At 64.7% G+C, this 26,999-nt stretch carries 26 protein-coding genes; 15 read left to right on the forward strand and 11 right to left on the reverse strand.

What is annotated here, in order from left to right; all coding sequences use genetic code 11:
- Positions 1-94 precede the first annotated feature (94 nt).
- Positions 95-700: a YqiA/YcfP family alpha/beta fold hydrolase gene (locus P2869_RS14895; protein ID WP_277596877.1), complete on the reverse strand. Its 606-nt coding sequence runs from the start codon at positions 698-700 to the stop codon at positions 95-97.
- Complete coding sequence (mpl, locus tag P2869_RS14900) at positions 697-2,139, reverse strand: UDP-N-acetylmuramate:L-alanyl-gamma-D-glutamyl-meso-diaminopimelate ligase (protein ID WP_277596878.1); 1,443 nt, start codon at positions 2,137-2,139, stop codon at positions 697-699. Before mpl ends, P2869_RS14895 begins: the two co-directional genes overlap by 4 nt.
- Positions 2,140-2,453: 314 nt before the next feature.
- Here mpl and P2869_RS14905 point away from each other — a divergent pair, with 314 nt between their 5' ends.
- The 11 genes from P2869_RS14905 to P2869_RS14955 all read left to right on the forward strand — a co-directional run bounded on the left by P2869_RS14905 (position 2,454) and on the right by P2869_RS14955 (position 12,084).
- Positions 2,454-3,110 (forward strand): hypothetical protein, encoded by a 657-nt coding sequence (locus P2869_RS14905; protein WP_017777079.1) that lies wholly within the window; start codon positions 2,454-2,456, stop codon positions 3,108-3,110.
- 48 nt (positions 3,111-3,158) lie between these two features.
- Positions 3,159-3,704, forward strand: coding sequence for a TlpA disulfide reductase family protein (locus P2869_RS14910; protein WP_126878025.1), 546 nt, complete (start codon positions 3,159-3,161; stop codon positions 3,702-3,704).
- A 194-nt stretch (positions 3,705-3,898) separates the two neighbouring features.
- A complete protein-coding gene (gene aroQ, locus P2869_RS14915; RefSeq protein ID WP_277596879.1) occupies positions 3,899-4,354 on the forward strand; it encodes a type II 3-dehydroquinate dehydratase in 456 nt (151 codons plus the stop codon).
- A 79-nt stretch (positions 4,355-4,433) separates the two neighbouring features.
- Positions 4,434-4,898, forward strand: coding sequence for an acetyl-CoA carboxylase biotin carboxyl carrier protein (accB, locus tag P2869_RS14920; RefSeq protein WP_017777082.1), 465 nt, complete (start codon positions 4,434-4,436; stop codon positions 4,896-4,898).
- 180 nt (positions 4,899-5,078) lie between these two features.
- Positions 5,079-6,446 (forward strand): acetyl-CoA carboxylase biotin carboxylase subunit, encoded by a 1,368-nt coding sequence (accC, locus tag P2869_RS14925; protein WP_017777083.1) that lies wholly within the window; start codon positions 5,079-5,081, stop codon positions 6,444-6,446.
- Between the two features lie 4 nt (positions 6,447-6,450).
- On the forward strand, positions 6,451-7,353 hold the full coding sequence (prmA, locus tag P2869_RS14930) for a 50S ribosomal protein L11 methyltransferase (RefSeq protein ID WP_277596880.1): 903 nt from the start codon (positions 6,451-6,453) through the stop codon (positions 7,351-7,353).
- A 47-nt stretch (positions 7,354-7,400) separates the two neighbouring features.
- Positions 7,401-9,065 carry a DUF3426 domain-containing protein gene (locus P2869_RS14935; protein WP_277596881.1) on the forward strand — a complete coding sequence of 555 codons (1,665 nt, stop codon included), beginning with the start codon at positions 7,401-7,403 and terminating at the stop codon, positions 9,063-9,065.
- A gap of 77 nt (positions 9,066-9,142) precedes the next feature.
- On the forward strand, positions 9,143-9,643 hold the full coding sequence (tpx, locus tag P2869_RS14940) for a thiol peroxidase (RefSeq protein ID WP_017777087.1): 501 nt from the start codon (positions 9,143-9,145) through the stop codon (positions 9,641-9,643).
- Between the two features lie 125 nt (positions 9,644-9,768).
- A complete protein-coding gene (locus P2869_RS14945; RefSeq protein ID WP_277596882.1) occupies positions 9,769-10,707 on the forward strand; it encodes a carbohydrate kinase family protein in 939 nt (312 codons plus the stop codon).
- Positions 10,708-10,752: 45 nt separating this feature from the next.
- Positions 10,753-11,229 (forward strand): glycine zipper 2TM domain-containing protein, encoded by a 477-nt coding sequence (locus P2869_RS14950; protein WP_017777089.1) that lies wholly within the window; start codon positions 10,753-10,755, stop codon positions 11,227-11,229.
- A 414-nt stretch (positions 11,230-11,643) separates the two neighbouring features.
- The gene (locus P2869_RS14955) at positions 11,644-12,084 is read left to right on the forward strand and encodes a hypothetical protein (RefSeq protein WP_277596883.1); all 441 of its coding nucleotides are present in this window, start codon (positions 11,644-11,646) and stop codon (positions 12,082-12,084) included.
- Positions 12,085-12,088: 4 nt separating this feature from the next.
- Here the strand turns inward: P2869_RS14955 and P2869_RS14960 are convergent, their stop codons facing one another.
- The 6 genes from P2869_RS14960 to ccsA form a co-directional block, all read right to left on the reverse strand.
- Positions 12,089-12,406 (reverse strand): hypothetical protein, encoded by a 318-nt coding sequence (locus P2869_RS14960; protein ID WP_277596884.1) that lies wholly within the window; start codon positions 12,404-12,406, stop codon positions 12,089-12,091.
- Positions 12,407-12,497: 91 nt separating this feature from the next.
- Complete coding sequence (locus tag P2869_RS14965) at positions 12,498-13,733, reverse strand: ribonucleotide-diphosphate reductase subunit beta (RefSeq protein WP_026121908.1); 1,236 nt, start codon at positions 13,731-13,733, stop codon at positions 12,498-12,500.
- 463 nt (positions 13,734-14,196) lie between these two features.
- Entirely contained in the window at positions 14,197-17,217 is a 3,021-nt protein-coding gene (locus tag P2869_RS14970; RefSeq protein ID WP_277596885.1) for a ribonucleoside-diphosphate reductase subunit alpha, read from the reverse strand.
- A 471-nt stretch (positions 17,218-17,688) separates the two neighbouring features.
- Positions 17,689-18,309: a 1,6-anhydro-N-acetylmuramyl-L-alanine amidase AmpD gene (gene ampD, locus P2869_RS14975; protein WP_126878017.1), complete on the reverse strand. Its 621-nt coding sequence runs from the start codon at positions 18,307-18,309 to the stop codon at positions 17,689-17,691.
- On the reverse strand, positions 18,306-18,665 hold the full coding sequence (locus P2869_RS14980) for a PP0621 family protein (RefSeq protein ID WP_277596886.1): 360 nt from the start codon (positions 18,663-18,665) through the stop codon (positions 18,306-18,308). Before P2869_RS14980 ends, ampD begins: the two co-directional genes overlap by 4 nt.
- A 5-nt stretch (positions 18,666-18,670) precedes the next feature.
- Entirely contained in the window at positions 18,671-19,600 is a 930-nt protein-coding gene (gene ccsA / locus P2869_RS14985) for a cytochrome c biogenesis protein CcsA (protein ID WP_017777095.1), read from the reverse strand.
- A gap of 81 nt (positions 19,601-19,681) precedes the next feature.
- Between ccsA and ffh the strand changes: the two genes are divergently transcribed.
- Together ffh and P2869_RS14995 are read left to right on the forward strand one after the other, a co-directional pair.
- Positions 19,682-21,049: a signal recognition particle protein gene (ffh, locus tag P2869_RS14990; RefSeq protein ID WP_042302537.1), complete on the forward strand. Its 1,368-nt coding sequence runs from the start codon at positions 19,682-19,684 to the stop codon at positions 21,047-21,049.
- Between the two features lie 147 nt (positions 21,050-21,196).
- Positions 21,197-21,748, forward strand: a complete 552-nt coding sequence (locus P2869_RS14995) for a hypoxanthine-guanine phosphoribosyltransferase (RefSeq protein WP_017777097.1) — start codon at positions 21,197-21,199, stop codon at positions 21,746-21,748.
- A gap of 124 nt (positions 21,749-21,872) precedes the next feature.
- On the opposite strand, the gene P2869_RS15000 is transcribed toward P2869_RS14995, so the two are convergent.
- Together P2869_RS15000 and P2869_RS15005 are read right to left on the reverse strand one after the other, a co-directional pair.
- Positions 21,873-22,469 carry a MarC family protein gene (locus P2869_RS15000; RefSeq protein ID WP_017777098.1) on the reverse strand — a complete coding sequence of 199 codons (597 nt, stop codon included), beginning with the start codon at positions 22,467-22,469 and terminating at the stop codon, positions 21,873-21,875.
- Positions 22,470-22,488: 19 nt separating this feature from the next.
- Positions 22,489-24,225: a proline--tRNA ligase gene (locus P2869_RS15005; protein ID WP_277596887.1), complete on the reverse strand. Its 1,737-nt coding sequence runs from the start codon at positions 24,223-24,225 to the stop codon at positions 22,489-22,491.
- Between the two features lie 245 nt (positions 24,226-24,470).
- Between P2869_RS15005 and P2869_RS15010 the strand changes: the two genes are divergently transcribed.
- Together P2869_RS15010 and P2869_RS15015 are read left to right on the forward strand one after the other, a co-directional pair.
- Entirely contained in the window at positions 24,471-25,139 is a 669-nt protein-coding gene (locus P2869_RS15010) for an RNA pyrophosphohydrolase (RefSeq protein ID WP_277596888.1), read from the forward strand.
- A 148-nt stretch (positions 25,140-25,287) separates the two neighbouring features.
- Entirely contained in the window at positions 25,288-25,848 is a 561-nt protein-coding gene (locus P2869_RS15015; RefSeq protein WP_277596889.1) for a CNP1-like family protein, read from the forward strand.
- 21 nt (positions 25,849-25,869) lie between these two features.
- Here P2869_RS15015 and proB read toward each other — a convergent pair whose 3' ends face one another.
- Entirely contained in the window at positions 25,870-26,988 is a 1,119-nt protein-coding gene (gene proB / locus P2869_RS15020) for a glutamate 5-kinase (RefSeq protein ID WP_017777102.1), read from the reverse strand.
- Positions 26,989-26,999 lie beyond the last annotated feature (11 nt).

A 26,999-nucleotide genomic window follows, 5' to 3' on the forward strand; every position in this document is an offset into this window, starting at 1 on the left:
CGTGTTCGTTCCGGATAAGGTGCGCGGTTCGTTGCCGCCAGACCGCCCACTCGTTTTCGTGTTGCTGTTGTCGTTTCGCCCGCGTTCGTGTCGCTCAGCCGATGGCGGGCGGGACCGCGGACGCCGCATCGCAGAAAGCGATCACGTCGTCCACGTAGCTCGCGAATTCGCTGATGGCGTGATCGCTGCCTTCAATCAGCTTCGTGCGTGCGCCCGGGTAGTGCGCGAGCATCTCGCGATAGTCGAGCACTTCGTCGCCCGTCGCGGCTAATAAATAATAGCGTTCGGGCCGCGTAACCGATGCGACGGCCAGCGCACGCAATTCATCGAGATGCCGGGGCTCCACGACGATGGAGCCACCGCCGTGCCACAACGGCTGCTCGCCGAGATACTGGCTCAGATCGCGCTGCGGCACGACCGCCGGATTCAGCAGCACGGCCGGCCAGCCGTGCTTTTCGGCCAGATGCGTCGCGAAGTAGCCGCCCAGCGAGCTGCCCACCAGCGCTACATGCGCGTCGCCGGTCGCGGCGCGCCGCTGCTCCACTTCGCGCTCCACCAGCGCCACCGCTTCGAGCGGCGAGACGGGCAGCATCGGGCAGCACCATGCTTGACCGCGCCCCATTTCTTCGAGACGAGTCGCGAGCAGCCGCGCCTTGAACGACGCCGGCGACGAGCGAAAGCCGTGCAGGTAGACGATCACGCGCTGTCCCGTCCGCTGCTAGTCACGGCCGGTGCGGCTGTTGCGGCCGTTGCCGCCGGCCGCGCCGAAAGCGCGTCGAGCAGTTTCTGATGCACGCCGCCGAAGCCGCCGTTGCTCATCACGAGCACCTGGTCGCCCGGGCGCGCGGCCGCGGTGACGGCGTTCACAAGGGCGTCGAGGTTGTCGAATGCGCGGGCCTTATCGCCAAGGGGCGCAAGCGCTTCCGCAAGATTCCAGCCCAGGGCATCGCGGCCCGACGGAGCGCCGTAGCCGAACACGAGGTCCGCGTCGGTGAGGCTGCCCGGCAATTGGGCCTTCATCACGCCGAGCTTCATGGTGTTCGAACGCGGTTCGAGCACGGCCAGAATGCGCGTGTTCTCGCGGCCTACGCGCGTGCGCAGGCCGGCAATGGTGGTCTGGACCGCCGTGGGATGGTGCGCGAAGTCGTCGTAGACGGTCACGCCGTCCACGCTGCCGCGCACTTCCATGCGGCGCTTCACGTTGCGGAATGTCGCGAGCGACTTCGCCGCCTGCGCGGGCGGCACGCCGACGTGGCGCGCCGCGGCGATGGCCGCAAGCGCGTTCATGCGGTTGTGCTCGCCCTGCACCTGCCATTCCACGACACCCACGCGCTCGCCGCCGTGATACACGGCGAAGCGCTCGTCCACGGGTGCACCGTCTTCGGCAGGCAGCGCCTGCCAGCCGCCCTCCACGCCGAAACGCTCCACTTCGCTCCAGCAGCCGCGCGCGAGCACGCGCTCGAGCGAATCTTCGCGGCCGTTCGTCACGATGCGGCCCACGCCCGGAATCGTGCGCACGAGGTGGTGGAACTGGGTTTCGATGGCGGCGAGATCGGCGAAGATGTCGGCGTGATCGAATTCGAGGTTGTTCAGCACCGCCGTGCGGGGGCGGTAATGGACGAACTTCGAGCGCTTGTCGAAGAACGCGGTGTCGTACTCGTCGGCTTCGATCACGAAGAAGCTCGAATCGGTAAGCCGCGCCGAGACGCCGAAGTTGAGCGGCACGCCGCCGATCAGAAAGCCCGGATTGAGGCCAGCGTCTTCGAGCAGCCAGGTGAGCATCGAAGTCGTGGTGGTCTTGCCGTGCGTGCCGGCCACGGCGAGCACCCACTTGCCAGCCAGCACATGTTCGCCGAGCCATTGCGGGCCGGAGACATAAGGCAGGCCGCGGTCGAGAATGGCCTCCATCAGCGGATTGCCGCGCGTGACCACGTTGCCGATCACGAACAGATCCGGCTTCAGGTCGATCTGCGCGGCGTCGTAGCCTTCGATCAGGCGAATGCCCTGCGCCTCGAGCTGCGTGCTCATCGGCGGATACACGCCGGCGTCGCAGCCGGTCACCGTATGGCCCGCCGCCCGGGCGAGCACGGCGAGACCGCCCATGAACGTGCCGCAGATGCCGAGGATATGGATGTGCATAAGCCTGGTGCGCCGAGCGGGCGCCGTATTCGAGATGGAGTGGGAGAATGCGGGCGGCGTTCCGGGCTGACCTGCCTGCGCGCCGGTTGCCATGAAGGACCGCAAAGGCCGCTATTGTACCCGACGCATCCGGCGCGCCCGGGCTGTCGGCGGGCTCGCAACAGGGCCGGCCGTAGCGCCTGCGGGCGGTCCCGCGTTGGCCCGCACCCCGTGCGGCAGCGGCCTGCGGAGTGGGTTCCCGCCCGCAGGCACGCACGCTCAGGGGCCCGGGGAGCGCCGGAAAGCCGTCATGCATTCTCTAGTATGATTGCCGGATGGTTCGCAAATCACATTTCGACCCACAGCGCGTTCGTGAGGAAATCGCGATCGCGGCTGCGCGGATGATCGCCGAGGACGGGCTCGACTACTCCACGGCCAAGCGCAAAGCGGCAAGGCAGGTGGTGGGCGAGACGCGCGTGGACGGCTCATGGCTGCCGGATAACGACCAGATCGAGGAAGAAATCCGCGAGTACCAGTCGCTTTTCCAGGGCGACAGCCAGCCGGCGGTGCTGCGGCGCCTGCGCGAAATCGCGCTCGACTGGATGCAGCGGCTCGAGCCCTTCAACCCGTATCTCACCGGGGCCGTGCTCAATGGCACGGCGGGCGAGCACTCGGATGTGCACCTGCAGATCTTCTGCGACAACCCGAAGGAAGTCGCGATCTATCTACTGAATGCCAACATCCAATATGACGTGTCGGAAACGCGGCACTTCGCCCAGCGCGGCTACGTGGAGACGCTGAGCTTCCTGTGGAAGGCGTCGCGCGACGCCGAACCGGTAGGCATTCATATTGCGCTCTACGACACCGACGACCTGCGCGGCGCGGTACGCGCCGACGCCCGCGGGCGCCTCGCGCGAGCGAACGCCCAGGCGGTGCAGGCGCTTCTCGACGAAACGAACGCGGCGGACGCGGCTTCCCCGTCTGCCAACTGAAACGACTGAAACCCACAGAGCCCAGCCGGGCCAGGCACCTGATCGACCATGAACACGAAGCGGATTCTGGCCGCTGCCGCCGTGGCAGCCATCGCAGCGGGCGGCGGGGTTCTCGCGGGCCACTGGGTGCGCGGAGGCGATATCTCCGAGGCGGGCGAAGCGCCCGCGGCACAGGGTGCCGTCGCGCAACTCTGGACCGCGCCGGTCACAAGCCCGGACGGCAAGCCGCAGTCGCTCGCGCTGTACAAGGGACGGCCCATGGTGGTGAACTTCTGGGCGTCGTGGTGCGGGCCGTGCGTCGAAGAAATGCCCACGCTCGCGAAACTCCACGACGAGTACTCCAAAAAGGGCGTCCAGTTCGTCGGGCTCGGCGTGGATTCCGAGAAGAACGTGAAAACGTTCCTTCAGAAAGTGCCCGTCGATTACCCCATCTACGTGACGGGCTTCGGCGGCGCAGACCTCGCCCGGGCGTTCGGCAACAACGCGGGCGGCTTGCCCTTCACGGTCGTAATTGACGCGAAAGGCAACGTTCGTACGACAAAACTCGGCGAAATTCGGCCCGACGAACTCAAGCGAACGCTCGACGCCCTTTGAGCCCATTCGTCCGTTTCTGCCGAAAAGTGCCCGAAAGCGCCGGAATTGTCCGTGATTTAACGAAAATTGAAGGAAGTTGAGCGCCAGGACGCCAGCCGAAGCGCCTGACATGGCGCAGGTTTTTCGCGCAAACCTAGACAAGTTTCTCTAATCGGCGCTAAAGTTCGCGCAATTCCACGGAAACTGAAGCGACCATGACCCGACTGCTGGTTCTGCACGGCCCGAACCTCAACCTTCTCGGCACCCGGGAACCCGAGGTCTATGGGCGCGTCACGCTGCCACAGATCGATCAGGCGCTCGCCGATCGCGCGGCCGATGCCGGCGTCGAACTGGCCACGTTTCAGAGCAATCACGAAGGCGCACTCGTGGACCGCATCCAGGCGGCCCGCACCGAAAAAACGGACTTCATCGTCATCAACCCGGCGGCCTACACGCATACGAGCGTGGCGATCCGCGACGCGCTGGCCGGAGTATGCATCCCGTTCGTCGAAATTCATCTCTCGAACGTGCATCGCCGCGAGTCCTTCCGGCACCACTCGTATTTCTCCGACCACGCCGAAGGCGTGATCTGCGGTTTCGGCTGGAAGGGCTATCTATACGCACTCGAATTCGCGCTCGACCGGCTCGCCGCCGCGCCGAAGCAAGCCTGAATCCGAATAACACCCAACCCGTGCCGGCACGCATCCACCATTGGTCGCCGGCGCTCTACGCATTGAAAGGGGCAGCCCAATGGATCTACGTAAACTGAAGACTCTGATCGACCTCGTTTCCGAATCGGGCATCTCGGAACTCGAAGTCACCGAGGGCGAAGGCAAGGTGCGCATCGTCAAGAATGCGCCGCCGGTTTACGTGCAGCAGTCCGCTGCGCCCTACCCCGCGCAGGTTGCGGCCGCCGCGCCCGTCGCAGGCCACCCGCTCGAAGCGCCCGCCGCCGCGGCACCGGCGCCCGCCGCTCCGCAAGGCCACGTGGTGACCTCGCCGATGGTGGGCACGTTCTACCGTTCGCCGTCGCCGGGCGCCGACCCGTTCGTGCAGGTGGGCGACACGGTGAAGGAAGGCCAGACGCTGTGCATCATCGAAGCGATGAAGCTGCTCAACGAGATCGAATCGGACGCAGCCGGCGTCATCAAGGAAATCCTCGTCGAGAACGGTCAGGCCGTGGAATACGGTCAGCCGCTCTACGTGATCGCGTAAGCGAGCAAGCCGCGCGCCGGCGCTGCGCACCGCTTTGCGCAGCGCGCCTGCCCTTGTTGCGCGCGCCCAGTACTCCGAGGCAGCCGCCCTTCGCTATTTCGTGCCTCCCGCGCATTCCGTACGTCTTGTGCGTTTTGCGCGATGCCGCGGCGGCGCCCACTGATGAGCCGAATACCCGCCATGTTTGAAAAAATCCTCATTGCCAATCGCGGCGAAATCGCGCTTCGCATCCAGCGCGCGTGCCGCGAGCTGGGCGTCAAGACGGTCGTCGTCTATTCGGAAGCCGACAAGGAAGCCAAGTACGTGAAGCTCGCCGATGAGGCGGTCTGCATCGGACCGGCGCCGTCGAATCTGAGCTATCTGAATATGCCGGCGCTGATCAGCGCGGCCGAAGTCACCGACGCCGAAGCGATCCACCCCGGCTACGGCTTTCTCTCCGAGAACGCCGACTTCGCCGAGCGCGTGGAGCAGTCCGGCTTCGTGTTCATCGGCCCGCGTCCGGAAACCATCCGCATGATGGGCGACAAGGTCACCGCCAAGCAGACCATGCTCAAGACCGGCGTGCCGTGCGTGCCGGGCTCGGAAGGCGCGTTGCCCGACGATCCGAAGGAGATCGTGAAGATTGCCCGCGCGGTGGGCTATCCCGTCATCATCAAGGCGGCGGGCGGCGGCGGCGGACGCGGCATGCGCGTGGTTCACACCGAGGCGGCACTCGTCAACGCGGTGAACATGACGCGCGAAGAAGCGGGCCGTGCCTTCGGCAACCCGCAGGTCTACATGGAGAAGTACCTCGAGAATCCGCGCCACATCGAAATTCAGGTGCTCGCGGACTCGTTCAAGAACGCGATCTGGCTGGGCGAGCGCGACTGCTCGATGCAGCGCCGCCACCAGAAGGTGATTGAGGAAGCGCCGGCGCCGGGTATCGCGCGACGCCTCATCGACCGCATCGGCGACCGTTGCGCCGACGCCTGCAAGAAGATGGGCTACCTGGGCGCGGGCACGTTCGAGTTCCTGTATGAAAACGGCGAGTTCTACTTCATCGAGATGAACACGCGCGTGCAGGTGGAGCACCCGGTCACCGAACTCATTACGGGCGTGGATATCGTGCAGGAACAGATCCGCATTGCCGCAGGCGAAAAGCTCGTGCTGCGCCAACGCGACGTGCAGTTCCGCGGCCACGCGATCGAATGCCGGATCAACGCCGAAGACCCGTTCAAATTCACGCCGTCGCCGGGCCGGCTCACGTCGTGGCACATGCCGGGCGGCCCCGGCATCCGCGTCGACTCGCACGCCTACAACGGCTACTTCGTGCCGCCCAACTACGATTCGATGATCGGCAAGCTGATCGCCTACGGCAGCACGCGCGAGCAGGCCATTCGCCGCATGCGCATCGCGCTCTCGGAAATGGTGGTGGAAGGCATCCAGACCAACATCCCGCTGCACCGCGAGTTGATGCTCGACGCGAAGTTCGTCGAAGGCGGCACGAGCATCCATTACCTGGAAAACCGCCTCGCCGCGAGGCAGCAGGCCGCACCGGAAGAAGCGTAATTCCATGAGCTACCGGGAACTGATCGTCGAGCTGGACCGGCAGCGTGCCGAAGCCCTTTCGGACGCGCTGATCGAGCTTGGCGCGCTCTCGGTGTCGGTGGAAGACGCCGATGCCGACACGCCGGACGAGCAGCCGCTCTTCGGCGAGCCGGGCCTCACGCCCGAGCGCACGGCGTGGCAACACTCGCGCGTGATCGCGCTGATCGCGCCGGAACACGACCCGGCCCTGCTGCTTGCGGCGGCGGCCAACGAACTGGGGCTGGAGGCCACTCCGCCCTTTTCGCTGCGCGAGGTCGAAGAGCAGGACTGGGTACGGCTCACCCAGTCGCAGTTCGACCCCATCCATATCGGCAAGCGCATCTGGGTGGTGCCGTCGTGGCACGACGCCCCGGACCCCGACGCGCTCGTGCTCGAACTGGACCCGGGCCTGGCATTCGGCACGGGCAGCCACCCGACCACGCGGCTGTGCATGGAATGGATCGAAGAGACGGTGCAGCCCGGGCAGTCGCTGCTCGACTACGGTTGCGGCTCGGGCATTCTCGCGATCCTCGCGAAGAAGTGCGGTGCGAACCCGGTGGTGGGCATCGACATCGATCCGCAGGCCGTCGAGTCGGCGCGGCATAACAGTGAACGCAACCACGCGGAAGTCACATACGGGCTGCCCGATGCGTGCCCGTCGGGCACGTTCGACGTCGTCGTGGCGAACATTCTTTCGAATCCGCTCAAGCTGATGGCGTCGATGCTGTCGTCGAAAGTGAAGCCGGGTGGACGTATCGCGCTTTCCGGCATACTCGCGCGCCAGGCCGCGGAAGTAGCGCGCGTCTACGAGCGCTGGATCGACATCGCGGTGTGGCGCGAGCACGAGGGCTGGGTGTGCCTTGCCGGAACGCGACGCGAAAGCCATTAGAATAGGCCGTATTTCCCACTTCACCGCCTAGCCGGTCAGCGGCCACCATGTTCCTCGTAACGCGCTGCCCCTTCTGTGAAGCCGTCTTCCGTATCCAGCCCGCGCAGCTCGCGCCGCGTCGCGGCCTCGTGCGATGCGGGCATTGCCAGGAAGTGTTCGACGCGTCGAGCAGTCTTTTCGAACTGCCGGCGGGCAGCGACTTCTCGGCGGCCGTGCCGGTGCCTGCAGATGTGGCGTCGGCGCTGGCGGCGCATGGCGGCGCCGGGCAAACAGGGCAGGTTCAAGAGCACGCGGTAACGGCGGAAGAACAGTCGAAACCGCCAGTGGCCGAGGAAGCGCCTGCGGAGGCGCGGTCGGCAGAAGAGCCGGCTGCGGAGGCGCCTTCGGCCGAAGTGCAGGCGTCTGAAGAAGTGCTTCGTGACGAAGAAGGCCCGGCTGAAAGGGCGCTGGGTGGAGCGGAGCCTTCTGAAGCGTCTTCTGTTGAACCGCCCTCTGCTGAAACCACGTCTACCGAACCCCCGTCCGACGTTTCAACCGAAGAAGCGGCAGCGGCTTCCCCGGTGCACGACCCGCACGCTCCGCCATTCGCCAGTCCGCCGAATTTCCGCTCGCGCGCATGGGATCCCTGGTCGCCGCCGCACGACGCGAACGAAAACATCGGACCGCGCTTTCATGCCGGCAATCTGCCGCTGAGCCATCCGGCAGCCGCTGCGGCTCCGCCGGCCACGCTCGCTGGCGTTCCGCCCCCCGACGTTGAGCCGCCTGAAACGCCCGCGGAAGAGAACGCCGACGCAGTCATCCACTCCGCTCACACGCCAGAGTCGCTGGAGCCCGAGCCGGCCTGGCAACCGCCACCCGACGAGGGGCCGCGCGACGCGACCGAGCCGACACTCGCGCCCGAACCCGAAGAGCCCTCGCACCATGAGCCGGTCTTTGCTGCGGCAAGTCCGGCCGCATCAGGCTGGGCACATGAACCGGACGAACCGCGCGAGCCGCATCTCGGCGAAGCAGCACACGCGGCTGAGGGTACGACGAGGCGCGATGCCTGGAATGCCGACACCGATACCACTGCTGCCACCCCCGCCGCCACCGTAGGCGCCGCAGCAGGCGCAGCCGCCGCGATGGCCGCAGACACGCGCACGCTGTCGCCCGAACCCTTCGTCGCCGTGCCGCTGGACGACGGCGAGCGCCACTTCGCGGTCACGCGAGAAAAACGGGCGGCGCAACCGGGCCGCGTCGGCCTGCGCATCGCCGGCGGCCTGCTCGCAGTCGTGCTCTTCGTATTGCTGCTCGCCCAGCTCGCGTGGTGGCAGCGCGAAACGGTGATGGTGTACTGGCCTGCGTCGCAGCCGCTCTTTGCACAGGCCTGCGCGCAGCTCGGCTGCACCGTGGCGCCGCCGCGCGACATCGACGGGCTGCAGGTCGAGCCGCCCGATCTGCGCCAGGTGGACGGCCCGCATCGCCTCGAACTGAAGATGCCGCTGCACAACCGCTTCAACGTGGCGCTCGCCTATCCCGCCATCGAACTCACGCTGCTCGACAGCCAGAACAACGTCGCGATCCGGCGCGTCCTCTGGCCGCAAGACTACGTGCGGCCCGGCACGCCGATCGGCGCCGGCCTGCCCGCCCACACGACGCAGATGATGATCGTGCGGCTCGACATCGGCAACGCGGTCGCGTCGAACTTCCGCATCCAGATTTTTTATCCGTAACGGCATGACCGTTGCGTCTCAAGCGTCGGCGTGATCCGGCGCATTCACACACCACTACTGATCCTTCGGAGCACAACATGAGTCAAGTCACGCTGGGCGGCAACCCGATCGAAGTCGCCGGAAAATTCCCCTCCGTGGGCGAGGCGGCACCCGCGTTCTCGCTCGTCGGCAAGGACCTCAAGCCGGTCTCGCTCGCCGATTTCGCCGGCAAGCGCAAAGTGCTGAACATCGTGCCGAGCCTCGACACGCCGGTGTGCGCAACGTCCACGCGCAAGTTCAACGAGGCTGCAGGCAAGCTCCCGAACACGGTGGTGGTGGTCGTGTCGGGCGACCTGCCGTTTGCCGCCTCGCGCTTCTGCACGACTGAAGGTATCGACAACGTGGTCACCGCATCCACGTTCCGCGGTCATGACTTCGCGCAAGCCTACGGCGTTGACGTGACGAGCGGCCCGCTCGCCGGCCTGACGGCGCGCGCCGTGGTAGTGGTCGACGAGAACGACAAGGTGGTCCACGCCGAGCTCGTGAGCGAGATCAAGAACGAGCCGAACTACGACTCGGCACTCGCTGCGCTCAAGTAAAAACAGGCGCCACCGCCCCGGCGTTGCCGCGCTTCGATGCGACGCGCAGCAACGCCGGTGGTCGGCGCTCATGCCATTCACGCCACTCTCAGGCACTCGCACGCTCAATTGGGGGAATTCACGCCTTGGCTACGCTGATCTGCGGCTCGCTCGCCTACGACAACATCATGACTTTCGAGGGCCGGTTCAGGGAGCACATCCTGCCGGAGCAGGTGCACATCCTGAATGTGAGCTTCCTCGTGCCCACCATGCGTCGCGAGTTCGGCGGCTGCGCGGGCAACATCGCCTACTCGCTTCATCTTCTTGGCGGCGACGCGCGCATCATGGCGACGCTTGGCGGCGTGGACGCGCAACCTTACATCGACCGGCTCGACCAGCTAGGTCTCTCGAAGGCCCACGTGAAGGTGCTGCCCGACACGTGGTCCGCGCAGGCGATGATCACCACCGACCTCGAGAACAACCAGATCACGGCATTCCATCCGGGCGCGATGATGCAGTCGCATCTCAACCGCGCCGATCATGCGGACGGCATCACGCTCGGCATCGTCGCACCCGATGGCTTCGACGGCATGGTGCAGCATGCCGAACAGTTCGCCGCGGCCGGCGTGCCGTTCATCTTCGATCCGGGTCAGGGCTTGCCGCTCTTCGATGGCGAGTCGCTGCGGCACGCCATTGAACTTGCCACTTACGTTGCTGTCAACGACTACGAAGCAAGCCTTGTAAGCCATCGCACCGGCTGGTCGATCGAAGACATTGCCAGCCGCGTCGAAGCGCTCATCGTGACGCGCGGCGAACAGGGTTCGCGGATCTATCATAAGGAAGGCGTAGAAGAGATTCCCGCCGTGACGGCACAGCGCGTGCTCGACCCCACGGGTTGCGGTGACGCGTTTCGAGGCGGCCTCCTCTACGGTATCGAGAACCGGCTCGGCTGGGCAACCACCGGGCGCCTCGCGAGCCTCATGGGTGCGCTCAAGATCGAGCACCAAGGCCCGCAAAACTACGCGCCCACTCGCGCGCAGATTGGCGAACGGTTCAAGCAGGCGTTCGGTTACGACCTGCCGTGAACGAATGAGGGCTCCGCGTGGAGCTCAGTATCTGGAGTAGAGAAAATGAAAACAACGAGTCGCGTCATTGCAGCAGTGCTGATCGCCGGATCGCTCGCCATGACGGGGTGCGCGTACAACAGCAGCTCCGCGGACGTCTACACGGCGTCGCAGGCGCAACGTGAAGAAACGGTCCGCATGGGGACCGTGGAAAGCGTACGGGCGGTGAAGATCAGCTCGAACAACGGACAACCCAGTGGCCTCGGTGCGGTGGGCGGCGGTGCACTCGGCGCGGTGGCCGGCAGCACGATTGGCGGCGGACGCGGCTCGATCCTCACGGGTATCGTGGGTGGCATCGCAGGTGCCGTAGCTGGCAACGCCGTCGAAAACGGTGTGGCAATGCGCGATGGCGTCGAAATCACCGTGCGGCTCGACAATGGCGACCTGCGTGCCATCACGCAGTCGGCCACCGGCGAGATCTTCCGTGCTGGCGAGCGCGTCAGGCTGCTGTCGAGCGGCGGCGTCACCCGCGTGACGCACTAGGAGCGCCCGTCGCGGCAAGGGTTCATTCCCCTGTACTGCGTCGGCGCGCCGCCGCTGACTGATCCTTTTGGCTGATTCTTGAACGCATGCACCTCGGTGCATGCGTTTTTTTGTGCGCTGGAAGATCCCGACGCGAGGCAAAAAAAATCCCGCCGCCGGGTTGCCGGTGGCGGGATGCGATTGAGTAGCCTTACTCAATCGTGAGACACACACGCGGTGTGTCGAGTCACTGCATCGACTGCTTACGGACGGCTGCCCGTCGGGAACGGCCATGCTGCTGCCGGGTTCAGCGCCGTCTTCACCGTGGCCGCAGGAGCGGTCGATTGCGCAGGCGCAGCGGGAGCGGCAGGGGCAGCCTTCTTCGCAGGCGCGGCCTTCTTGGCAGGGGCAGCCTTCTTCGCAGGGGCAGCCTTCTTGGCCGCAGCCTTCTTCGCAGGCGCCTTCTTCGCAGCCTTCTTCGCAGCGACCTTCTTCGTCGCTACTTTCTTGGCTGCTGCCTTCTTCGCCGGTGCGGCCTTCTTCGCGGCAACCTTCTTCACCGCGACTTTCTTGGCCGCTGCCTTCTTCGCCGGTGCAGCCTTCTTCGCTGCAACCTTCTTCACGGCGGCCTTCTTCGCCGGCGCCTTCTTGGCCGCAACCTTCTTCGCGGCTGCCTTCTTGGCCGGTGCAGCCTTCTTCGCTGCAACCTTCTTCACGGCGACCTTCTTGGCAGCGACCTTCTTCACCGCGACTTTCTTCGCGGCTGCCTTCTTGGCCGGAGCGGCCTTCTTCGCTGCAACCTTCTTCACTGCTGCTTTCTTGGCAGCGGGCTTCTTCTTGGCAGTTGCCATTTTTTTCTCCTTCAGGTTCAGATGAGAGGTCAGTTCAAACTACACCCTTCGTCAAAACCCGCTTCCCGCGGACGCGTCTCACGGCGATCGCTACGAAGCGGGCTATTCATCGGCGTACGCAGGTTCTGCGCGCTTACGCTAATGAATACGGTAAGGCGCGCCGTGCCAGCGGGCACCGCGCGCCAAGTCCATCCGGCATCGGATACCGACGCCGGCCAGCGTTTGATGAAGCCGCCGGCATTCTCGCCAGCGGCTTTTTCCGGGGGGAAGTTTGCCCATCCCACTGAAGGGTTCGCAAAGTGCCTGTCATGTTTTTGGGCCGCTAAGGCACCGGGCACGCTTTGCATCAGGCGTTCCTGCTCCTAATCACTATGGCCGGCAACCGCGTTTTCACGCTGCCGGCGCTCCCCATCGATCTTCTCTGCGATGCGCTCAGGGTCATTCCCAGGAAAGCGCCCCGCCAGTCTGATATTCAATGACACGCGTCTCGAAGAAGTTGCGCTCCTTCTTCAGGTCGATCATCTCGCTCATCCACGGGAACGGGTTCTCCTCGTTCGGGTACAGCGCATCGAGACCGATCTGCTGGCAACGGCGGTTGCAGATGAAGCGCAGGTAGCTCTTGAACATCGACGCATTGAGGCCGAGCACGCCGCGCGGCATCGTGTCCTCCGCATACCGGTATTCGAGGTCGACGGCCTGCTTGAAGATTTCGCGGATCTCCGCACGGAACTCAGCAGTCCACAGGTGCGGATTTTCGAGCTTGATCTGGTTGATGAGGTCGATGCCGAAGTTGCAGTGCATCGACTCGTCACGCAGGATGTACTGGTACTGCTCCGCCGCGCCGGTCATCTTGTTCTGGCGGCCGAGCGCCAGAATTTGCGTAAACCCGACGTAGAAGAACAGGCCTTCCATCACGCAGGCGAACACGATCAGCGACTTGAGCAGAGCCTGGTCCGCTTCGAGCGTGCCGGTCTTGAAAGACGGATCGGTCAGCGTGTGGATGAACGGAATCAGGAATTCGTCTTTCGCGCGGATCGACGAAACCTCGTGGTACGCGTTGAAGATCTCGCCCTCGTCGAGACCCAGCGATTCGACGATGTACTGGTAGGCGTGCGTGTGGATCGCCTCCTCGAACGCCTGGCGCAGCAGGAACTGGCGGCATTCGGGCGCCGTGATGTGGCGATAGGTGCCAAGCACGATGTTGTTCGCCGCGAGCGAGTCGGCCGTGGTGAAGAAGCCGAGGTTGCGCTTGATGATGCGGCGCTCGTCGTCGGAAAGGCCGTTCGGGTCTTTCCACAGCGCGATGTCGCGGGACATGTTGATTTCCTGCGGCATCCAGTGGTTCGCGCAACCCGAGAGGTACTTCTCCCACGCCCACTTGTACTTGAACGGCACGAGCTGATTGACGTCAGTCTTGCCGTTGATGATGCGCTTGTCGGCCACGTTCACGCGCGCTTCCGGCGACACCGCCGGCGCAGCGGCCGCAGTGTTCTGCGCCGCGTACGGAGCAACTGCAATGTCGCCCGCGAAAACGTCTTGAGCCGAAGGAACCGGAGAGGCGGCACGCGCTACTGCCTGCGTACCGACAGCCATACCCGCCGCGTTGCGCAACACGTTCGGTTGCGAAGCGCTCGACGGAGTTACGGCAGTAATCTCGTCATCCCAGTTGAGCATATATGTCACCATCAATTTAGATCGGTTTGTACCATCTTTTCGTGAGCGATAAAAGGGTTCGCTCACGAAAATTCCCGTTTTCGATTCGCGTTGAGACCTGCATACAACACTTTCTCATCGCATCGCGAGCATCGCTTCATGCAGATAGAGCGAGCGATGCGTCGTCGAAGGTCTTCGCTTCATCACGAGCGCGTCTGCAAGAAGAGATTGAGACATGCTCGACGTGGTTGCTGCGAGGTTGTGAAGAGGTCTGTTGCGAGGCTCGTCGCAAGGTTCGTGACCAAGGCAGCAAACCTGGTTGAAGCGATGAGTCTGCGCTGCGTTCTTCGACCTTCGTTGTCTCGCAGTTGCGTACTTGCTGCTGAGGCTCGCAATCTTCGTGCGCCGCCGGATCGCGAGGTGGGCAGCACACGAAGCCGTCGCCGCCCACCTTCCTCACTTCACCGCACGAGTGTTGCTGCGCTTACTGGCAGGCCTCGCACTCTTCGAAGCCAGGGTCGCCCGGACGCATCATGCACACCGGGCCGTCGGCCTGCGGTGCTTCTTCTGCCGCAGCCTGAACCGGCGTCGATGCCGATGCAGCGGCAGCCACGATGCCGCCCGACGACGCGCCACCCGTCACGCCGAACGAGTTGCCGCCCGCTGCGCCGCCCATGCCACCCGCGCCACCGTCGCCGCCCGAAGGCACGGCGTTCAACGCACCGTGTGCAACCGTCGACTTCTCGACGTGCGTCGCCGCCATCGTGCGCAGGTAGTAGGTGGTCTTCAGGCCGCGCACCCAGGCGAGCTTGTAGACCTCGTCGAGCTTCTTGCCCGACGCACCGCCCATATAGATATTGAGCGACTGCGCCTGGTCAATCCACTTCTGACGGCGCGACGCCGCCTCGACCAGCCACTTCGGGTCCACTTCGAACGCCGTGGCGTAGATCGCGCGCAGGTCGGCCGGGATGCGGTCGATGCGCGAGAGCGAGCCGTCGAAATACTTCAGGTCGGCAACCATCACCTCGTCCCATAGGCCGCGTGCCTTGAGGTCGCGCACCAGGTAGTCGTTGACCACCGTGAATTCGCCCGAGAGGTTCGACTTCACGTAGAGGTTCTGGAAGGTCGGCTCGATGCACGCCGACACGCCGATGATGTTCGAAATGGTCGCCGTGGGCGCGATCGCCACGCAGTTCGAATTGCGCATGCCGTGCGTTGCAATGCGGGAACGCAGCGTCGGCCAGTCCATCGTTTCGCTGGTATCGACTTCGACGTAGCCGCCGCGCGCCTCGGCGAGCAGCTTCAGCGTGTCTTGCGGAAGGATGCCGCGATCCCACAGCGAGCCGCGGTAGCTCGAATAGCGGCCGCGCTCTTCGGCGAGTTCGGTGGAAGCGTAGTACGCGTAGTAGCAGACCGCTTCCATCGACCGGTCGGCGAATTCCACGGCCTCTTGCGACGCGTACGGCGTGCGCAGCAAGTGCAGGCAGTCCTGGAAGCCCATGATGCCCATGCCCACCGGACGGTGCTTCAGGTTCGAATTACGCGCCTTGGCAACCGCGTAGTAGTTGATGTCGATGACGTTGTCGAGCATGCGCATCGCCACGCTGACGGTGCGCTTGAGCTTGTCGTGGTCGAGCGTGTACGAGCCGTCGGCCTGCTTCGCGAGGTGCGCGACGAGGTTCACCGAGCCGAGGTTGCAGACGGCGATTTCGGTGTCGCTCGTGTTCAGCGTGATCTCGGTGCACAGGTTCGACGAGTGCACCACGCCCACGTGCTGCTGCGGGCTGCGGATGTTGCAGGGGTCCTTGAACGTAATCCACGGGTGGCCGGTCTCGAACAGCATGCCCAACATCTTGCGCCAGAGCTGCGCCGCGGGGATCTTCTTGAACAGTTTGAGTTCGCCGCGCGCCACCTTCTCTTCGTAAGCCGTGTAAGCCGTCTCGAATTCGGCGCCGTACTTGTCGTGCAGGTCAGGGCAGGTGGACGGCGAAAAGAGCGTCCAGTCGCCGCCTTCCATCACGCGCTTCATGAACAGGTCGGGAATCCAGTTCGCCGTGTTCATGTCGTGGGTGCGGCGGCGGTCGTCGCCCGTATTCTTGCGCAGCTCGAGGAACTCTTCGATGTCGAGGTGCCACGACTCCAGGTACGCGCAGACCGCGCCCTTGCGCTTGCCGCCCTGGTTCACGGCCACGGCCGTGTCGTTGACCACCTTCAGGAACGGCACGACGCCCTGCGACTTGCCGTTGGTGCCCTTGATGTGCGAGCCGAGCGCGCGCACGCGCGTCCAGTCGTTCCCCAGGCCGCCGGCAAACTTCGAAAGCAGCGCGTTTTCCTTGAGCGCTTCATAGATGCCGTCGAGGTCGTCGTCCACCGTTGTCAGGTAGCACGACGAGAGCTGCGAGCGGCGGGTGCCCGAGTTGAACAGCGTGGGGGTCGAGCTCATGAAGTCGAAGGTCGACAGCACGTTGTAGAACTCGACGGCGCGCGCTTCCCGGTCGATCTCGTTGAGCGCGAGGCCCATCGCGACGCGCATGAAGAACGCCTGCGGCATTTCGATGCGCGTGCCGTCCACGTGCAGGAAGTAGCGGTCGTAGAGCGTCTGCAGGCCGAGGTAGCCGAACTGCAGGTCGCGGCTCGCGTCGAGCGCGGCGCCAAGGCGCTTCAGGTCGAACTGCAGCAGCTTGTCGTCCAGCAGTTCTGCCTGCACGCCGCGCTTGATGAACTGCGGGAAATATTCGGCGTAGCGTTCGCCCATCTCCGCCTGGATGACTTCCTCTCCGAGGATTTCACGGCGAATGGTGTGCAGCAGGATGCGAGCCGTGACCTGGCTGTAGGCCGGGTCCTTCTCGATCATCGTGCGCGCGGCGAGGATGGCCGAGTCGTAGACCTGGCTCATCGGCACGCCGTCGTACAGGTTCTTGACCGTCTCGGCCACGATGGGGTCGGGATTCACCGCGTCGCCGAGGCCCTCGCAAGCCGACACGATCAGCGCACGCAGCGCGTTCAGGTCCAGCGGGAGCGTGACGCCGTTGTCGATGACGGTCAGGCCGGGGGCGCCCTGTGCGCTGCCGGTGTCCTGCGCATGCCCGCGCTCCTGGTTGCGCTTCTCGCGATACAGCACGTAGGCGCGTGCGACGTTGTGCTCGCCGCCGCGCATCAGCGCGAGTTCGACCTGGTCCTGAATGTCTTCGATATGGAACGTGCCGCCGTTCGGCCGGCTACGCAGGAGCGCGCGCACGACCGCCTGGGTGAGCTGGTCGACGAGTTCGCGTACGCGCGCCGATGCGGCGCCCTGCCCGCCGTTCACGGCCAGAAACGCCTTGGTCACGGCGATTGCGATCTTCGACGGCTCGAACGACACCACACTGCCATTGCGGCGAATCACCTTGTAGTCGGCAAAGGTGGCCTGCGGGGCAAGCGACTGGCCAGCATTCTGTTCGCCAGTCAGCGGACGGCCGGCGGGTGCGTCTTCATACCGGGTCGTGACGTTATCGGTCGTTTGCATGTGCAAAGCTCCTGGTCCTGGAGAATATGCGGAGAGTTTCCGCGGATTAACAAGAGCGCCGCGCCGCCACGTGCGCGAGCGAGGAGAGGGAGAGGAAGGTCCAGCAAGGCCGGGCGGCCGGATGCGACAAAGCAGACGGGACAACGGTCTTCATCGTGTATGTCGCGATCACTGGCTGTGCCCTTCTTCTCGATTGATGCCGGTGCTGCTGAAGCGCTATTGCTAGCGGCACCGCACAAAAGTTTCGTACGCCTGGAATGCGCGCGGCGCCATGCTCGGGGAGCGGGGCGCCGCATTTAACACAAGATGTAGTGTCAACCTCAAAACTTGGCACTAAGTATAGTGGACTTTAGGCGCACCTCAAATTGATTTATTTGGCCTCGAACGCTTGACTTTTTGGAGCCCACGGCCGCATCGGGGCAAACCGCAAAGCAAGACTCCATGCGGGTTAGCGGCATGAAGCGGCAGGACTTAAGACGGGCGGCGCGAACGCGCTTCGGGGTAGAGGTAGGGGAAATACCGATCCGCGAGACCGGTCTCGCGCTGCACGTGAAACCAGTCGAAGTGCGGACCAGGATCGGTCTTGCGGCGAGGCGCGATGTCCGAGTGACCGGCGAGCGCCGCAATCGGATAGTGGGCGGCGAGCGCCTTTACAAGCGCCACCAGGGCGGCGTATTGGGCGGATTCGAAAGGGGTCGCGTCGGTGCCTTCAAGCTCGATGCCAATCGAAAAATCATTGCAACGCTCGCGCCCGAAGAAATTCGACAGACCCGCGTGCCATGCACGTTGATCGCACGAGACGTATTGCTCGAGTGAGCCGTCGCGATGAATCAGGAAGTGCGCCGACACCCGCACGCCGCGCAGATGCGCGTCGTAATACGGGTGAGCATCGCAATCCAGACGGTTGAGGAAGAGATCGGAGATCGCCGTCCCGCCAAAGGTGCCGGGCGGCAGGCTGATGTTGTGCACGACGATCAGCGTCGGCACGGCGCCCGCAGGACGCGCCTCGAAGTTCGGTGACGCAAGGCGGCGCGCAGCAGCGACCCAGCCCTGCGCGTCGACGACGAAGCCTTTGGGAAGCGCCGCGCTCATCGCGCGCTGGTGTCGCCGCCGGTACGGTCGCTACCTGCCCGCGCAGCCGCAGTCGCAGCCGAGGCACGCGCGACATAGCGCCGGGCGTGCTCCTCGCAGCAAAAGGACTGGCTGGCCGCCACGACAGACTCGCTCTTCGGCACGTGCACGCCGCACTCCAGGCAGCGGACCATCGGCTCCGCGAGCCGCGTACCGGCCACGCCGGCTCGGTGGCTCGCCGTGTCCGCCTGCTGGCCGGCGGCACCGCGGCCGCCTGCGCCGGCACGGTCGGCCGGCCGCGCGTCGACACGGCGCAGCGCCTTCGCGAGCCATTGGCCCACAACGAACAGCAGGATCAGCAGAAAAATCTGTCTCATCGAATTCAGACCACAGGACGGTGCAGCAGCACCTCAAAAACGAAACGGCTACCCACGTACGCGAGCAGCAGCGCCGCGAACGACGCGAGCACCCAGCGCAGCGCAGCGCGTCCGCGCCAGCCCGAGAGCTTGCGCGCCGTCAGGAGCGCACCGAACATCAGCCACGACAGGATCGCGAAGATGGTCTTGTGATCGAGCGTGAGCGCACGGTCGACCAGTTGCTCGCTGAACACGATGCCCGACGCGAGCGTGAGCGTGAGCAGCACGAAGCCCGCGCCGATCAGGCGAAACAGCAACTTTTCGAGCGTGAGCAGCGGCGGCAAAGTCTCCAGCCAGTTCGAGAGCCAGCCCTTGCGCGCGGCGCCGCGCTGCAGGCCGCCGCCGCGCAGCGCGTGCAGCCGACGCTCCACCGCGAGCATCAGCACCGCATGCAGCGCAGCGATGGCGAAAAGACCATAGGCGACGTTGGCGATGACGAAGTGCAGCTTGAACATCGGCGCGGCCGCATAAGTCAGCACGTGGACGCCGCCGAAAACGAGCGGGAGCACCGATGCAACGGCCGCGAGCGGCAGCACGAGCAGCCGCAAACCGTCGAGCGGGAAGAAAAAGCTCTCTATCCAGTAGATGCCGGCGCCGAGCCAGAACATGGCCGAGAGCGCGTACGCGAAACCGAACACCATCGCGTTGGCGGGGAAGATGGTGGTGTGAAGCAGCAGGCCATGAACAATGAGCGCGAGGGACAGCACGCCGCGCGCTACCGGCCCCATGCCCGATGCCGGCTGGGCAGGTGCGCTTGCTCCGCCCGGCATCGCAGGCACCGTAGCCGCTACGCCGCCTGCGAGCGGCTGCACCGCGACGTGGCGGCGCGCGCGAAAGTCGGCAGCGCACAGGCCGCCGTACAGAAGCACGGTGAGGGCATACAGTACAATATCCATAGTTGCAGTTTACTATAGGCCCCTCTCTCGCGACGGCTCCCGCTTTGCGCGACATCCGGGCCGCACTGTCCACCATCCCCCATGCTCGACACTCTCACCCAACGGATGGCGCGCGTCGTCAAGACGCTGCGCGGCGAAGCCCGGCTCACCGAGGCGAATACCCAGGAGATGCTGCGCGAAGTGCGTCTCGCGCTGCTCGAGGCCGACGTCGCGCTGCCGGTGGTGCGCGACTTCATCTCCAAGGTCAAGGAAAAGGCGTTGGGCGAGGAAGTGCTCGCCAGCCTCTCGCCGGGCCAGGCGCTCGTCGGCGTCGTGCAGCGCGAGCTGACGGCGGTAATCGGCGGCGACTACGAAGGCAAGGCCGCCGAACTCAATCTCGCTGTCGCGCCGCCCGCGATCATCCTCATGGCCGGCCTGCAGGGCGCGGGTAAGACGACCACCGTCGGCAAGCTCGCGAAGCTGCTGCGCGAGAAGTACAAGAAGAAAGTGCTCACCGTTTCGTGCGACGTCTATCGGCCGGCCGCTATCGCGCAGCTGAAGACCGTCACCGAACAGGTGGGCGCGGAGTTCTTCCCGTCGCAGCCCGACCAGAAGCCCGTCGACATCGCGCGCGCCGCGGTGGACTGGGCAAAGCGTCACTATCACGACGTGCTGATCGTCGACACGGCCGGCCGGCTCGGTATCGACGAAGCGATGATGCAGGAGATCACGGCCCTGCACGACACGCTGAATCCCGCGGAAACGCTGTTCGTGGTCGATGCGATGCTGGGCCAGGACGCCGTCAACACCGCGAAGGCGTTCAACGACGCGCTGCCGCTCACCGGCGTCGTGCTCACCAAGCTCGACGGCGACTCGCGCGGCGGTGCCGCGCTCTCCGTGCGGCACGTCACGGGCAAGCCGATCAAGTTCGTTGGCGTCGCCGAGAAGCTCGATGGTCTGGAAATTTTCTATCCGGACCGCATGGCGAACCGGATTCTCGGCATGGGCGACATTCTCGCCCTCGTCGAAGAAGCCCAACGCGGCGTCGACGTCCAGCAAGCGCAAAAGCTCGCCGACAAGGTCAAGAAGGGCGGCGACTTCGACCTCAACGACTTCCGCGCCCAGTTGTCCCAGATGAAGAAGATGGGCGGCCTCTCGTCGCTCATGGACAAGCTGCCGGCGCAGTTCCAGCAGGCCGCCTCGGGCGCCGACATGGGGCAAGCGGAAAAGCAGATGCGCCGCATGGAAGGCATCATCAATTCGATGACGCCCGCCGAACGTGCGAAGCCCGAACTCATCAAGGCGACGCGCAAGCGCCGGATCGCCGCGGGCGCGGGCGTGCAGGTTCAGGAAGTGAACCGCATGCTCAACCAGTACGAGCAGATGCGCACCATGATGAAGAAGCTCAAGGGCGGCAACCTGCAGAAGCTGATGCGCGGCATGAAGGGCATGATGCCCGGCATGCGCTGAAACGAACGTTCGCGGCTGGCCGGCCCTGCGTCGGTCAGCCGTTTTTTGAGCGGCGAACGTGCCGGACGGGGCACGGGTTTATGCTATAGCGCACGCCGCCGTTCTCGCCCACACTCATATAGACAGGGACAACGCCCGCTACACGTCATGAATCGCGAAGAAGCTCTCCACATTTTCCGCCACTCCGAAGAGATCGTCTCCGCAGACGAAGTCAACGCGTCGATCAGCCGGATGGCCAGCGCGATCCGAGCCGAAATGAGCAACGAGTTCCCGCTCGTGCTGTCGGTGATGGGCGGTGCGGCGGTGTTCACGGGCATGCTCCTGCCTCACCTCGATTTCCCGCTCGAGTTCGACTACATCCACCTCACCCGCTATCGGAATACGACAAAGGGCAGCGCTGAGATGCAGTGGCGTGTGGCGCCGGCCGAATCGGTGAAAGACCGCGTGGTGCTTGTGCTCGACGACATCCTCGACGAAGGCGAGACCATGGCGGCCATTCGCGACCGCATTCTCGACATGGGCGCAAAGCGCTTCCTGTCGGCGGTTTTGTGCGAAAAGATCATCAAGAAGGCGAAGCCGCTGCGCCCGGACTTTTGCGGATTCGAAGTGCCGGACCGCTACGTGTTCGGCTGCGGCATGGACGCCAAGGGTTACTGGCGCAATCTGCCGACCATCCGCGCGCTCACGGAAGACGCGTAACCCTGACGGCGCATTTGCATAAGGGCGCGGCGCGTGAAGCCGCGCTTGACGCCTGGACCAGCGCCCCGCCCGGTATCTGGACGATACCGGGACGCAACACACCGAACGCGAAAAATCAGCTCATCTAAAGCTGGTGGACGAAGCTCCTGATCCCGCCCAGCATCATCTCCACCGAAATCGCCACGAGCACGAGCCCCATCAGACGCTCGAAGGCCGTCACCGTCTGCTCGCCGAGCCACTGCTGAATGCGCTCGGCCAGCACCAGCACGATCGCGCACACGATCATCGTCACCGTGAGCGCGCCGATCCATTCGAGCATCTTCCCGGGTGCCTGCGACGTGAGCAGCATGACCGTTGCGAGCGCAGATGGGCCGGCGAGCGCCGGAATGGCGAGCGGCACGATGAGTGGCTCCCCGCCCTTCACGTGGCCGAATGGTCCGCCCGGATGCGGAAAAATCATTCGCAGCGCGATCAGGAACAGCACGATGCCACCGCCGATGCGCAGCGACTGATCGGTGAGACTCATCATGCGCAGGAAGCGGTCGCCGACGATCATGAACACCAGCAGGATCACGAACGCGATCGCCACTTCCCGCAGAATCACGACGACCCGCCGCCGCGCGGTCACGCCGCGCAGACAACCGATGAAGAGCGGGATGTTGCCGAGCGGGTCGGTGATCAGCACGAGCAGGATCGTCGCGGACAGAAACGTGTATTCCACCGCGTTTCCCCTGTCCTGATCAGCGAGCGAGGGCGGCGCGGACTTTCTCCGTTACCGTGGCGGCGGCGCTTTCCACGGGCAGCAGCGTCGGTTCGGCGTCGCGACGCGCCTGGTACTCGATCTTGCCTTCCTTCAGGCCGCGCTCGCCGATGACGAGCCGGTGCGGCACGCCGATCAGTTCCCAGTCGGCGAACATCACGCCCGGACGCTCACCGCGGTCGTCGAGAATCACGTCGATGCTGGCCGCCACGAGCTGATCGTACAGACGGTCGGCGTGCTCCCGCACGGCGTCGCTGCGGTCATAGCCCATCGGGCACAGCACGACTTCGAACGGCGCAATCGCCTCGGGCCAGATGATGCCCTTGTCGTCGAAATTCTGTTCGATCGCCGCGCCCAGAATACGCGTGACGCCAATGCCGTAGCAGCCCATCAGCATGGGCTGCGGCTTGCCGGTTTCGTCGAGAAACGTCGCGCCCATGGCTTCCGAGTAGCGCGTGCCAAGCTGGAACACGTGGCCCACTTCGATGCCGCGGCAGATGTCGATCGTGCCCTTGCCGTCCGGCGACGGATCGCCCTTCTTGACGTTGCGGATGTCGGCAACCACGGGCTCCGGCAGATCACGGCCCCAGTTCACGCCGGCGATGTGATAGTCGACGTCGTTCGCACCCACGACGAAGTCGCTCATGTTCGCGACCGTGCGGTCCGCGATTACGCGAACGGGCTTCTTCGTCCCGACCGGGCCCAGATAGCCCGGCGGCGTGCCGAACCACTCGACGATTTCCTCTTCCGTGGCGAACCGGTGGTCCGCGAGACCGGGCAGCTTGCTCGCCTTGATCTCGTTCAGGTCGTGGTCGCCGCGCAGCATCAGCAGCCAGATGGTGGGCTCGGCGCCCTCGTTCTCGGTGGCGAGCACGATGGACTTGATGGTGCGCTCGAGCGGGATGTTCAGCAGCTCGGCCACCGCCTCGCACTTCGCCTTGCCGGGCGTGGCGACCTTCTGCATCGGCTCGGCGGGCGCCGCACGCTGGGCGACCAGCGGCAACGCTTCCGCGGCCTCGACGTTCGCCGCGAATTCCGAGGTCGGACAGTAAGCGATCGCGTCTTCGCCCGTGTCGGCGATCACGTGGAATTCGTGGGAGCCCGTGCCACCGATCGCGCCGTTATCGGCCGCGACCGCGCGGAAGTCCAGCCCGAAGCGCGTGAAGATGCGCACGTAGGCGTCGTACATCTTGCGATATGACTCGCGCAGGCCGTCCATGTCCTTGTCGAAGGAATAGGCGTCTTTCATGATGAATTCACGGCCGCGCATCACGCCGAAGCGCGGACGGATCTCGTCGCGGAACTTCGCCTGGATCTGATAGAAATTCACCGGCAGCTGGCGATAGCTCTTGACCTGGTTACGCGCGATGTCGGTCACCACTTCCTCATGCGTCGGCCCCAGCACGAAGTCGCTCTGCTTGCGGTCCTTGAAGCGCAGCAGTTCCGGCCCGTATTTCTCCCAGCGCCCCGACTCCTGCCACAGCTCCGCAGGTTGCACCGACGGCATCAACAGTTCGATCGCCCCCGCGCGGTTCATCTCTTCGCGCACGATCGCCTCGACCTTGCGAATAGAGCGCAGCCCGATAGGCAGGTAGTTGTAGATGCCGCCGGCCACGCGCCGGATCATGCCGGCGCGCACCATCAGTTTGTGGCTGACGATTTCCGCGTCAGCAGGAGCTTCCTTCAGGGTGCCGATAAAGAAACGGGAGGCTTTCATTCAGAGTTTTCCAAAAGCGGCGGCCAGGACGGTCCGCCCGAAGAAGGTCAAACGGTGGGATTTCCGGACCTGCGTGGCGGTGGAAACGCCAAACCATTCCCCGCGGCGGGCCCGGTGTCCGGGCACCCCTGCCGCCACGCTGCGCGCTGCGACGGGAAATTGTTCCAACCTGGTGCCTGTCCGGTGCGTCAGGACCGTTATCTGTTTATAATCAAAGCAATTTTAAAGGATTCGAAGGTGGTTGTATGCTGGATCGTGAAGGCTTTCGCCCGAACGTCGGCATCATCCTCTTGAACGCTCACAACGAGGTGTTTTGGGGCAAACGGCTTCGCGAACATTCCTGGCAGTTTCCGCAAGGGGGCATCAAGTACGGTGAGACCCCCATGCAGGCGATGTATCGGGAGTTGCACGAAGAAACCGGCCTGCATCCAGAGCACGTCAAGATCATTGGTCGCACGCGCGACTGGTTGCGTTATGAGGTGCCCGACAAGTTCATCAAGCGCGAGGTGCGCGGTCACTACCGCGGCCAGAAGCAGATCTGGTTCCTGCTCAGGATGCTCGGACGCGACTGCGACATCTGTCTGCGAGCGACCGATCACCCCGAGTTCGACGCCTGGCGCTGGAATGAATACTGGGTGCCGCTCGACGCCGTGATCGAGTTCAAGCGGGATGTCTATCAGCTTGCGCTGACGGAATTGTCGCGTTTTCTGCGGCGCCCTGCGCCGCGCCCCGAGCGCAGTGGGGCACATGCGCATGGAGCGCGGTACCCCCGTGTCGCGTCGTCTGCCCACGAGGCGGCGACGATTTCGCAAACGCTCGTGACCGTCGAGACAACGACCATCCACACCACTGTGGAGGGTGACTGCGGATCGATGGAAAGCCTGACCGTTCGCAGCATAGACCCGGCCTCCTGATCGTTTTGCCGCTGTTTCGACCGTTCTTCGTTGAACGGTTGGAGCGGCGGACTGTACCTGCCTGTCGTGGCACTTCTGGCGGCACTTCACGCGCCGCTGCCGCCGGTGATTCGTTCGAACGAACCGCCGGCGTTTCGAGGACATCATATTGAAACGATTTGCTTTGGCCGTGGCGTGCGTCGCCACCGGGGCGCTTCTCGCTGCCTGCTCCAGCACGCAGCCCAAAACCAACCAGGACGACAGCGTGTTCACCTACCTGTTCGACAAGCCCGCGAACTGGACGGAGAACAAAGTCGAGACACTTCCTCCCCTGCCGCAGCCTGGCGCACGCCTGTTGCCGTTCGACGTCTCGCAGAACACGCCGCTCAGCTTCGGGGTGGACGCGGGCTCGGTTTCGGTAGGCAGCGACGGCGTGGTGCGCTACACGGTGGTAATCACCAGCCCGACCGGCGCGCGTAACGTCAACTACGAAGGGATCCGCTGCGATACCTATGAGTGGCGCCAGTACGCTGGTCTGAACGCCGATCACGACGGCTGGGACCGCTCGGTCGCAACCGACTGGAAGCGAATCGAGAACGGCAACCTGAATGCCTATCAGGCCGCGCTGTATCAGGATTACTTCTGCGCGAACAAGATTCCGACGGGTTCGGCGCAACGGATCGTCGAGAACATGCGCTACAAGCGCACCGCGACTTCGCTCATTCACTGACCGACTGACGGCGCCAAGCCGTCAGATCAGTACCAGGTTGTCGCGGTGGATCAGTTCGGGCTCGAGCATGTAGCCGAGCACGGACTCGATCTCCCCGCTCGGGTGGCGCTGGATCAGTTTGGCTTCGGCACTGCTGTAATTGGTGATGCCGCGCGCCACCTCGACGCCCGTGCCATTCAAACAGGCGATCACCTCGCCGCGCGCAAAGGCGCCCTGCACGGCGACGACGCCGATCGGTAGCAGGCTCTTGCCGCCTGACGTGAGCTTCTCGACAGCGCCGTCGTCGATCACCACGTGGCCACGCACCTGGAGATGGTCGGCCATCCATTGCTTGCGCGCCGTCATACGCGCCGTACGCGCGATCAGCTGGGTGCCGATCGCCTCGCCTGCGGCAAGTCGTAGCAGCACGTCGGACTCCCGGCCGCTCGCGATCACGGTGTTCGCGCCACTGTGAGCGGCGCGCTTGGCGGCCAGAATCTTCGTGAGCATGCCGCCACGGCCGATGCTTGAGCCCGCGCCGCCGGCCATGGCCTCGAGCTCATGCGCGCCGGCGTCGGCCTGGGCCACGAGCGTCGCGTTCGGATCCTTGCGCGGATCGGCGGTATAGAGGCCGCGCTGATCCGTGAGAATGATGAGCGCGTCGCCTTCGATCAGGTTCGCGACCAGCGCCCCCAACGTGTCGTTGTCACCGAACTTGATTTCGTCGGTAACCACTGTGTCGTTCTCGTTGATGATCGGCACCACACCCAGCCGCAGCAGCGTCAGCAGCGTGGAACGCGCGTTGAGATAGCGTTCGCGGTCGGCGAGGTCCCCGTGCGTGAGCAGAATTTGCGCGGTGCGGATGGAATGCTCGGCGAAGCGGCTCTCGTAGACCTGCGCGAGCCCCATTTGCCCCACCGCAGCGGCAGCCTGCAGTTCGTCGATTTCGCGCGGACGCTTCGTCCAGCCAAGCCTCTGCATACCCTCCGCGATCGCCCCCGAACTCACCAGCACCACTTCCTTGCCTGCGCTGCGCAACGCCGCGATCTGTGCGGCCCAGCGGCCGATAGCCTCGTGATCGAGCCCACGCCCGTCGTTGGTGACGAGGCTCGATCCCACTTTCACAACGAGACGCCGGGAATCGGCAATGACGGAACGCATGCTGCGCAATC

The sequence above is a fragment of the Paraburkholderia sp. SUR17 genome (assembly GCF_029536165.1).
Lineage (GTDB): Bacteria > Pseudomonadota > Gammaproteobacteria > Burkholderiales > Burkholderiaceae > Paraburkholderia > Paraburkholderia kururiensis.

What these genes read in the sequence shown, in the direction of transcription:
- mpl (WP_277596878.1), bottom strand. Translation starts at nt 2,139, where the DNA reads ATGCACATCCATATCCTCGGCATCTGCGGCACGTTCATGGGCGGTCTC.
- P2869_RS14905 (WP_017777079.1), top strand. Translation starts at nt 2,454, where the DNA reads ATGGTTCGCAAATCACATTTCGACCCACAGCGCGTTCGTGAGGAAATC.
- P2869_RS14910 (WP_126878025.1), top strand. Translation starts at nt 3,159, where the DNA reads ATGAACACGAAGCGGATTCTGGCCGCTGCCGCCGTGGCAGCCATCGCA.
- aroQ (WP_277596879.1), top strand. Translation starts at nt 3,899, where the DNA reads ATGACCCGACTGCTGGTTCTGCACGGCCCGAACCTCAACCTTCTCGGC.
- accB (WP_017777082.1), top strand. Translation starts at nt 4,434, where the DNA reads ATGGATCTACGTAAACTGAAGACTCTGATCGACCTCGTTTCCGAATCG.
- accC (WP_017777083.1), top strand. Translation starts at nt 5,079, where the DNA reads ATGTTTGAAAAAATCCTCATTGCCAATCGCGGCGAAATCGCGCTTCGC.
- prmA (WP_277596880.1), top strand. Translation starts at nt 6,451, where the DNA reads ATGAGCTACCGGGAACTGATCGTCGAGCTGGACCGGCAGCGTGCCGAA.
- P2869_RS14935 (WP_277596881.1), top strand. Translation starts at nt 7,401, where the DNA reads ATGTTCCTCGTAACGCGCTGCCCCTTCTGTGAAGCCGTCTTCCGTATC.
- tpx (WP_017777087.1), top strand. Translation starts at nt 9,143, where the DNA reads ATGAGTCAAGTCACGCTGGGCGGCAACCCGATCGAAGTCGCCGGAAAA.
- P2869_RS14950 (WP_017777089.1), top strand. Translation starts at nt 10,753, where the DNA reads ATGAAAACAACGAGTCGCGTCATTGCAGCAGTGCTGATCGCCGGATCG.
- P2869_RS14960 (WP_277596884.1), bottom strand. Translation starts at nt 12,406, where the DNA reads ATGCAAAGCGTGCCCGGTGCCTTAGCGGCCCAAAAACATGACAGGCAC.
- P2869_RS14965 (WP_026121908.1), bottom strand. Translation starts at nt 13,733, where the DNA reads ATGCTCAACTGGGATGACGAGATTACTGCCGTAACTCCGTCGAGCGCT.
- P2869_RS14970 (WP_277596885.1), bottom strand. Translation starts at nt 17,217, where the DNA reads ATGCAAACGACCGATAACGTCACGACCCGGTATGAAGACGCACCCGCC.
- ampD (WP_126878017.1), bottom strand. Translation starts at nt 18,309, where the DNA reads ATGAGCGCGGCGCTTCCCAAAGGCTTCGTCGTCGACGCGCAGGGCTGG.
- P2869_RS14980 (WP_277596886.1), bottom strand. Translation starts at nt 18,665, where the DNA reads ATGAGACAGATTTTTCTGCTGATCCTGCTGTTCGTTGTGGGCCAATGG.
- ccsA (WP_017777095.1), bottom strand. Translation starts at nt 19,600, where the DNA reads ATGGATATTGTACTGTATGCCCTCACCGTGCTTCTGTACGGCGGCCTG.
- ffh (WP_042302537.1), top strand. Translation starts at nt 19,682, where the DNA reads ATGCTCGACACTCTCACCCAACGGATGGCGCGCGTCGTCAAGACGCTG.
- P2869_RS14995 (WP_017777097.1), top strand. Translation starts at nt 21,197, where the DNA reads ATGAATCGCGAAGAAGCTCTCCACATTTTCCGCCACTCCGAAGAGATC.
- P2869_RS15005 (WP_277596887.1), bottom strand. Translation starts at nt 24,225, where the DNA reads ATGAAAGCCTCCCGTTTCTTTATCGGCACCCTGAAGGAAGCTCCTGCT.
- P2869_RS15010 (WP_277596888.1), top strand. Translation starts at nt 24,471, where the DNA reads ATGCTGGATCGTGAAGGCTTTCGCCCGAACGTCGGCATCATCCTCTTG.
- proB (WP_017777102.1), bottom strand. Translation starts at nt 26,988, where the DNA reads ATGCGTTCCGTCATTGCCGATTCCCGGCGTCTCGTTGTGAAAGTGGGA.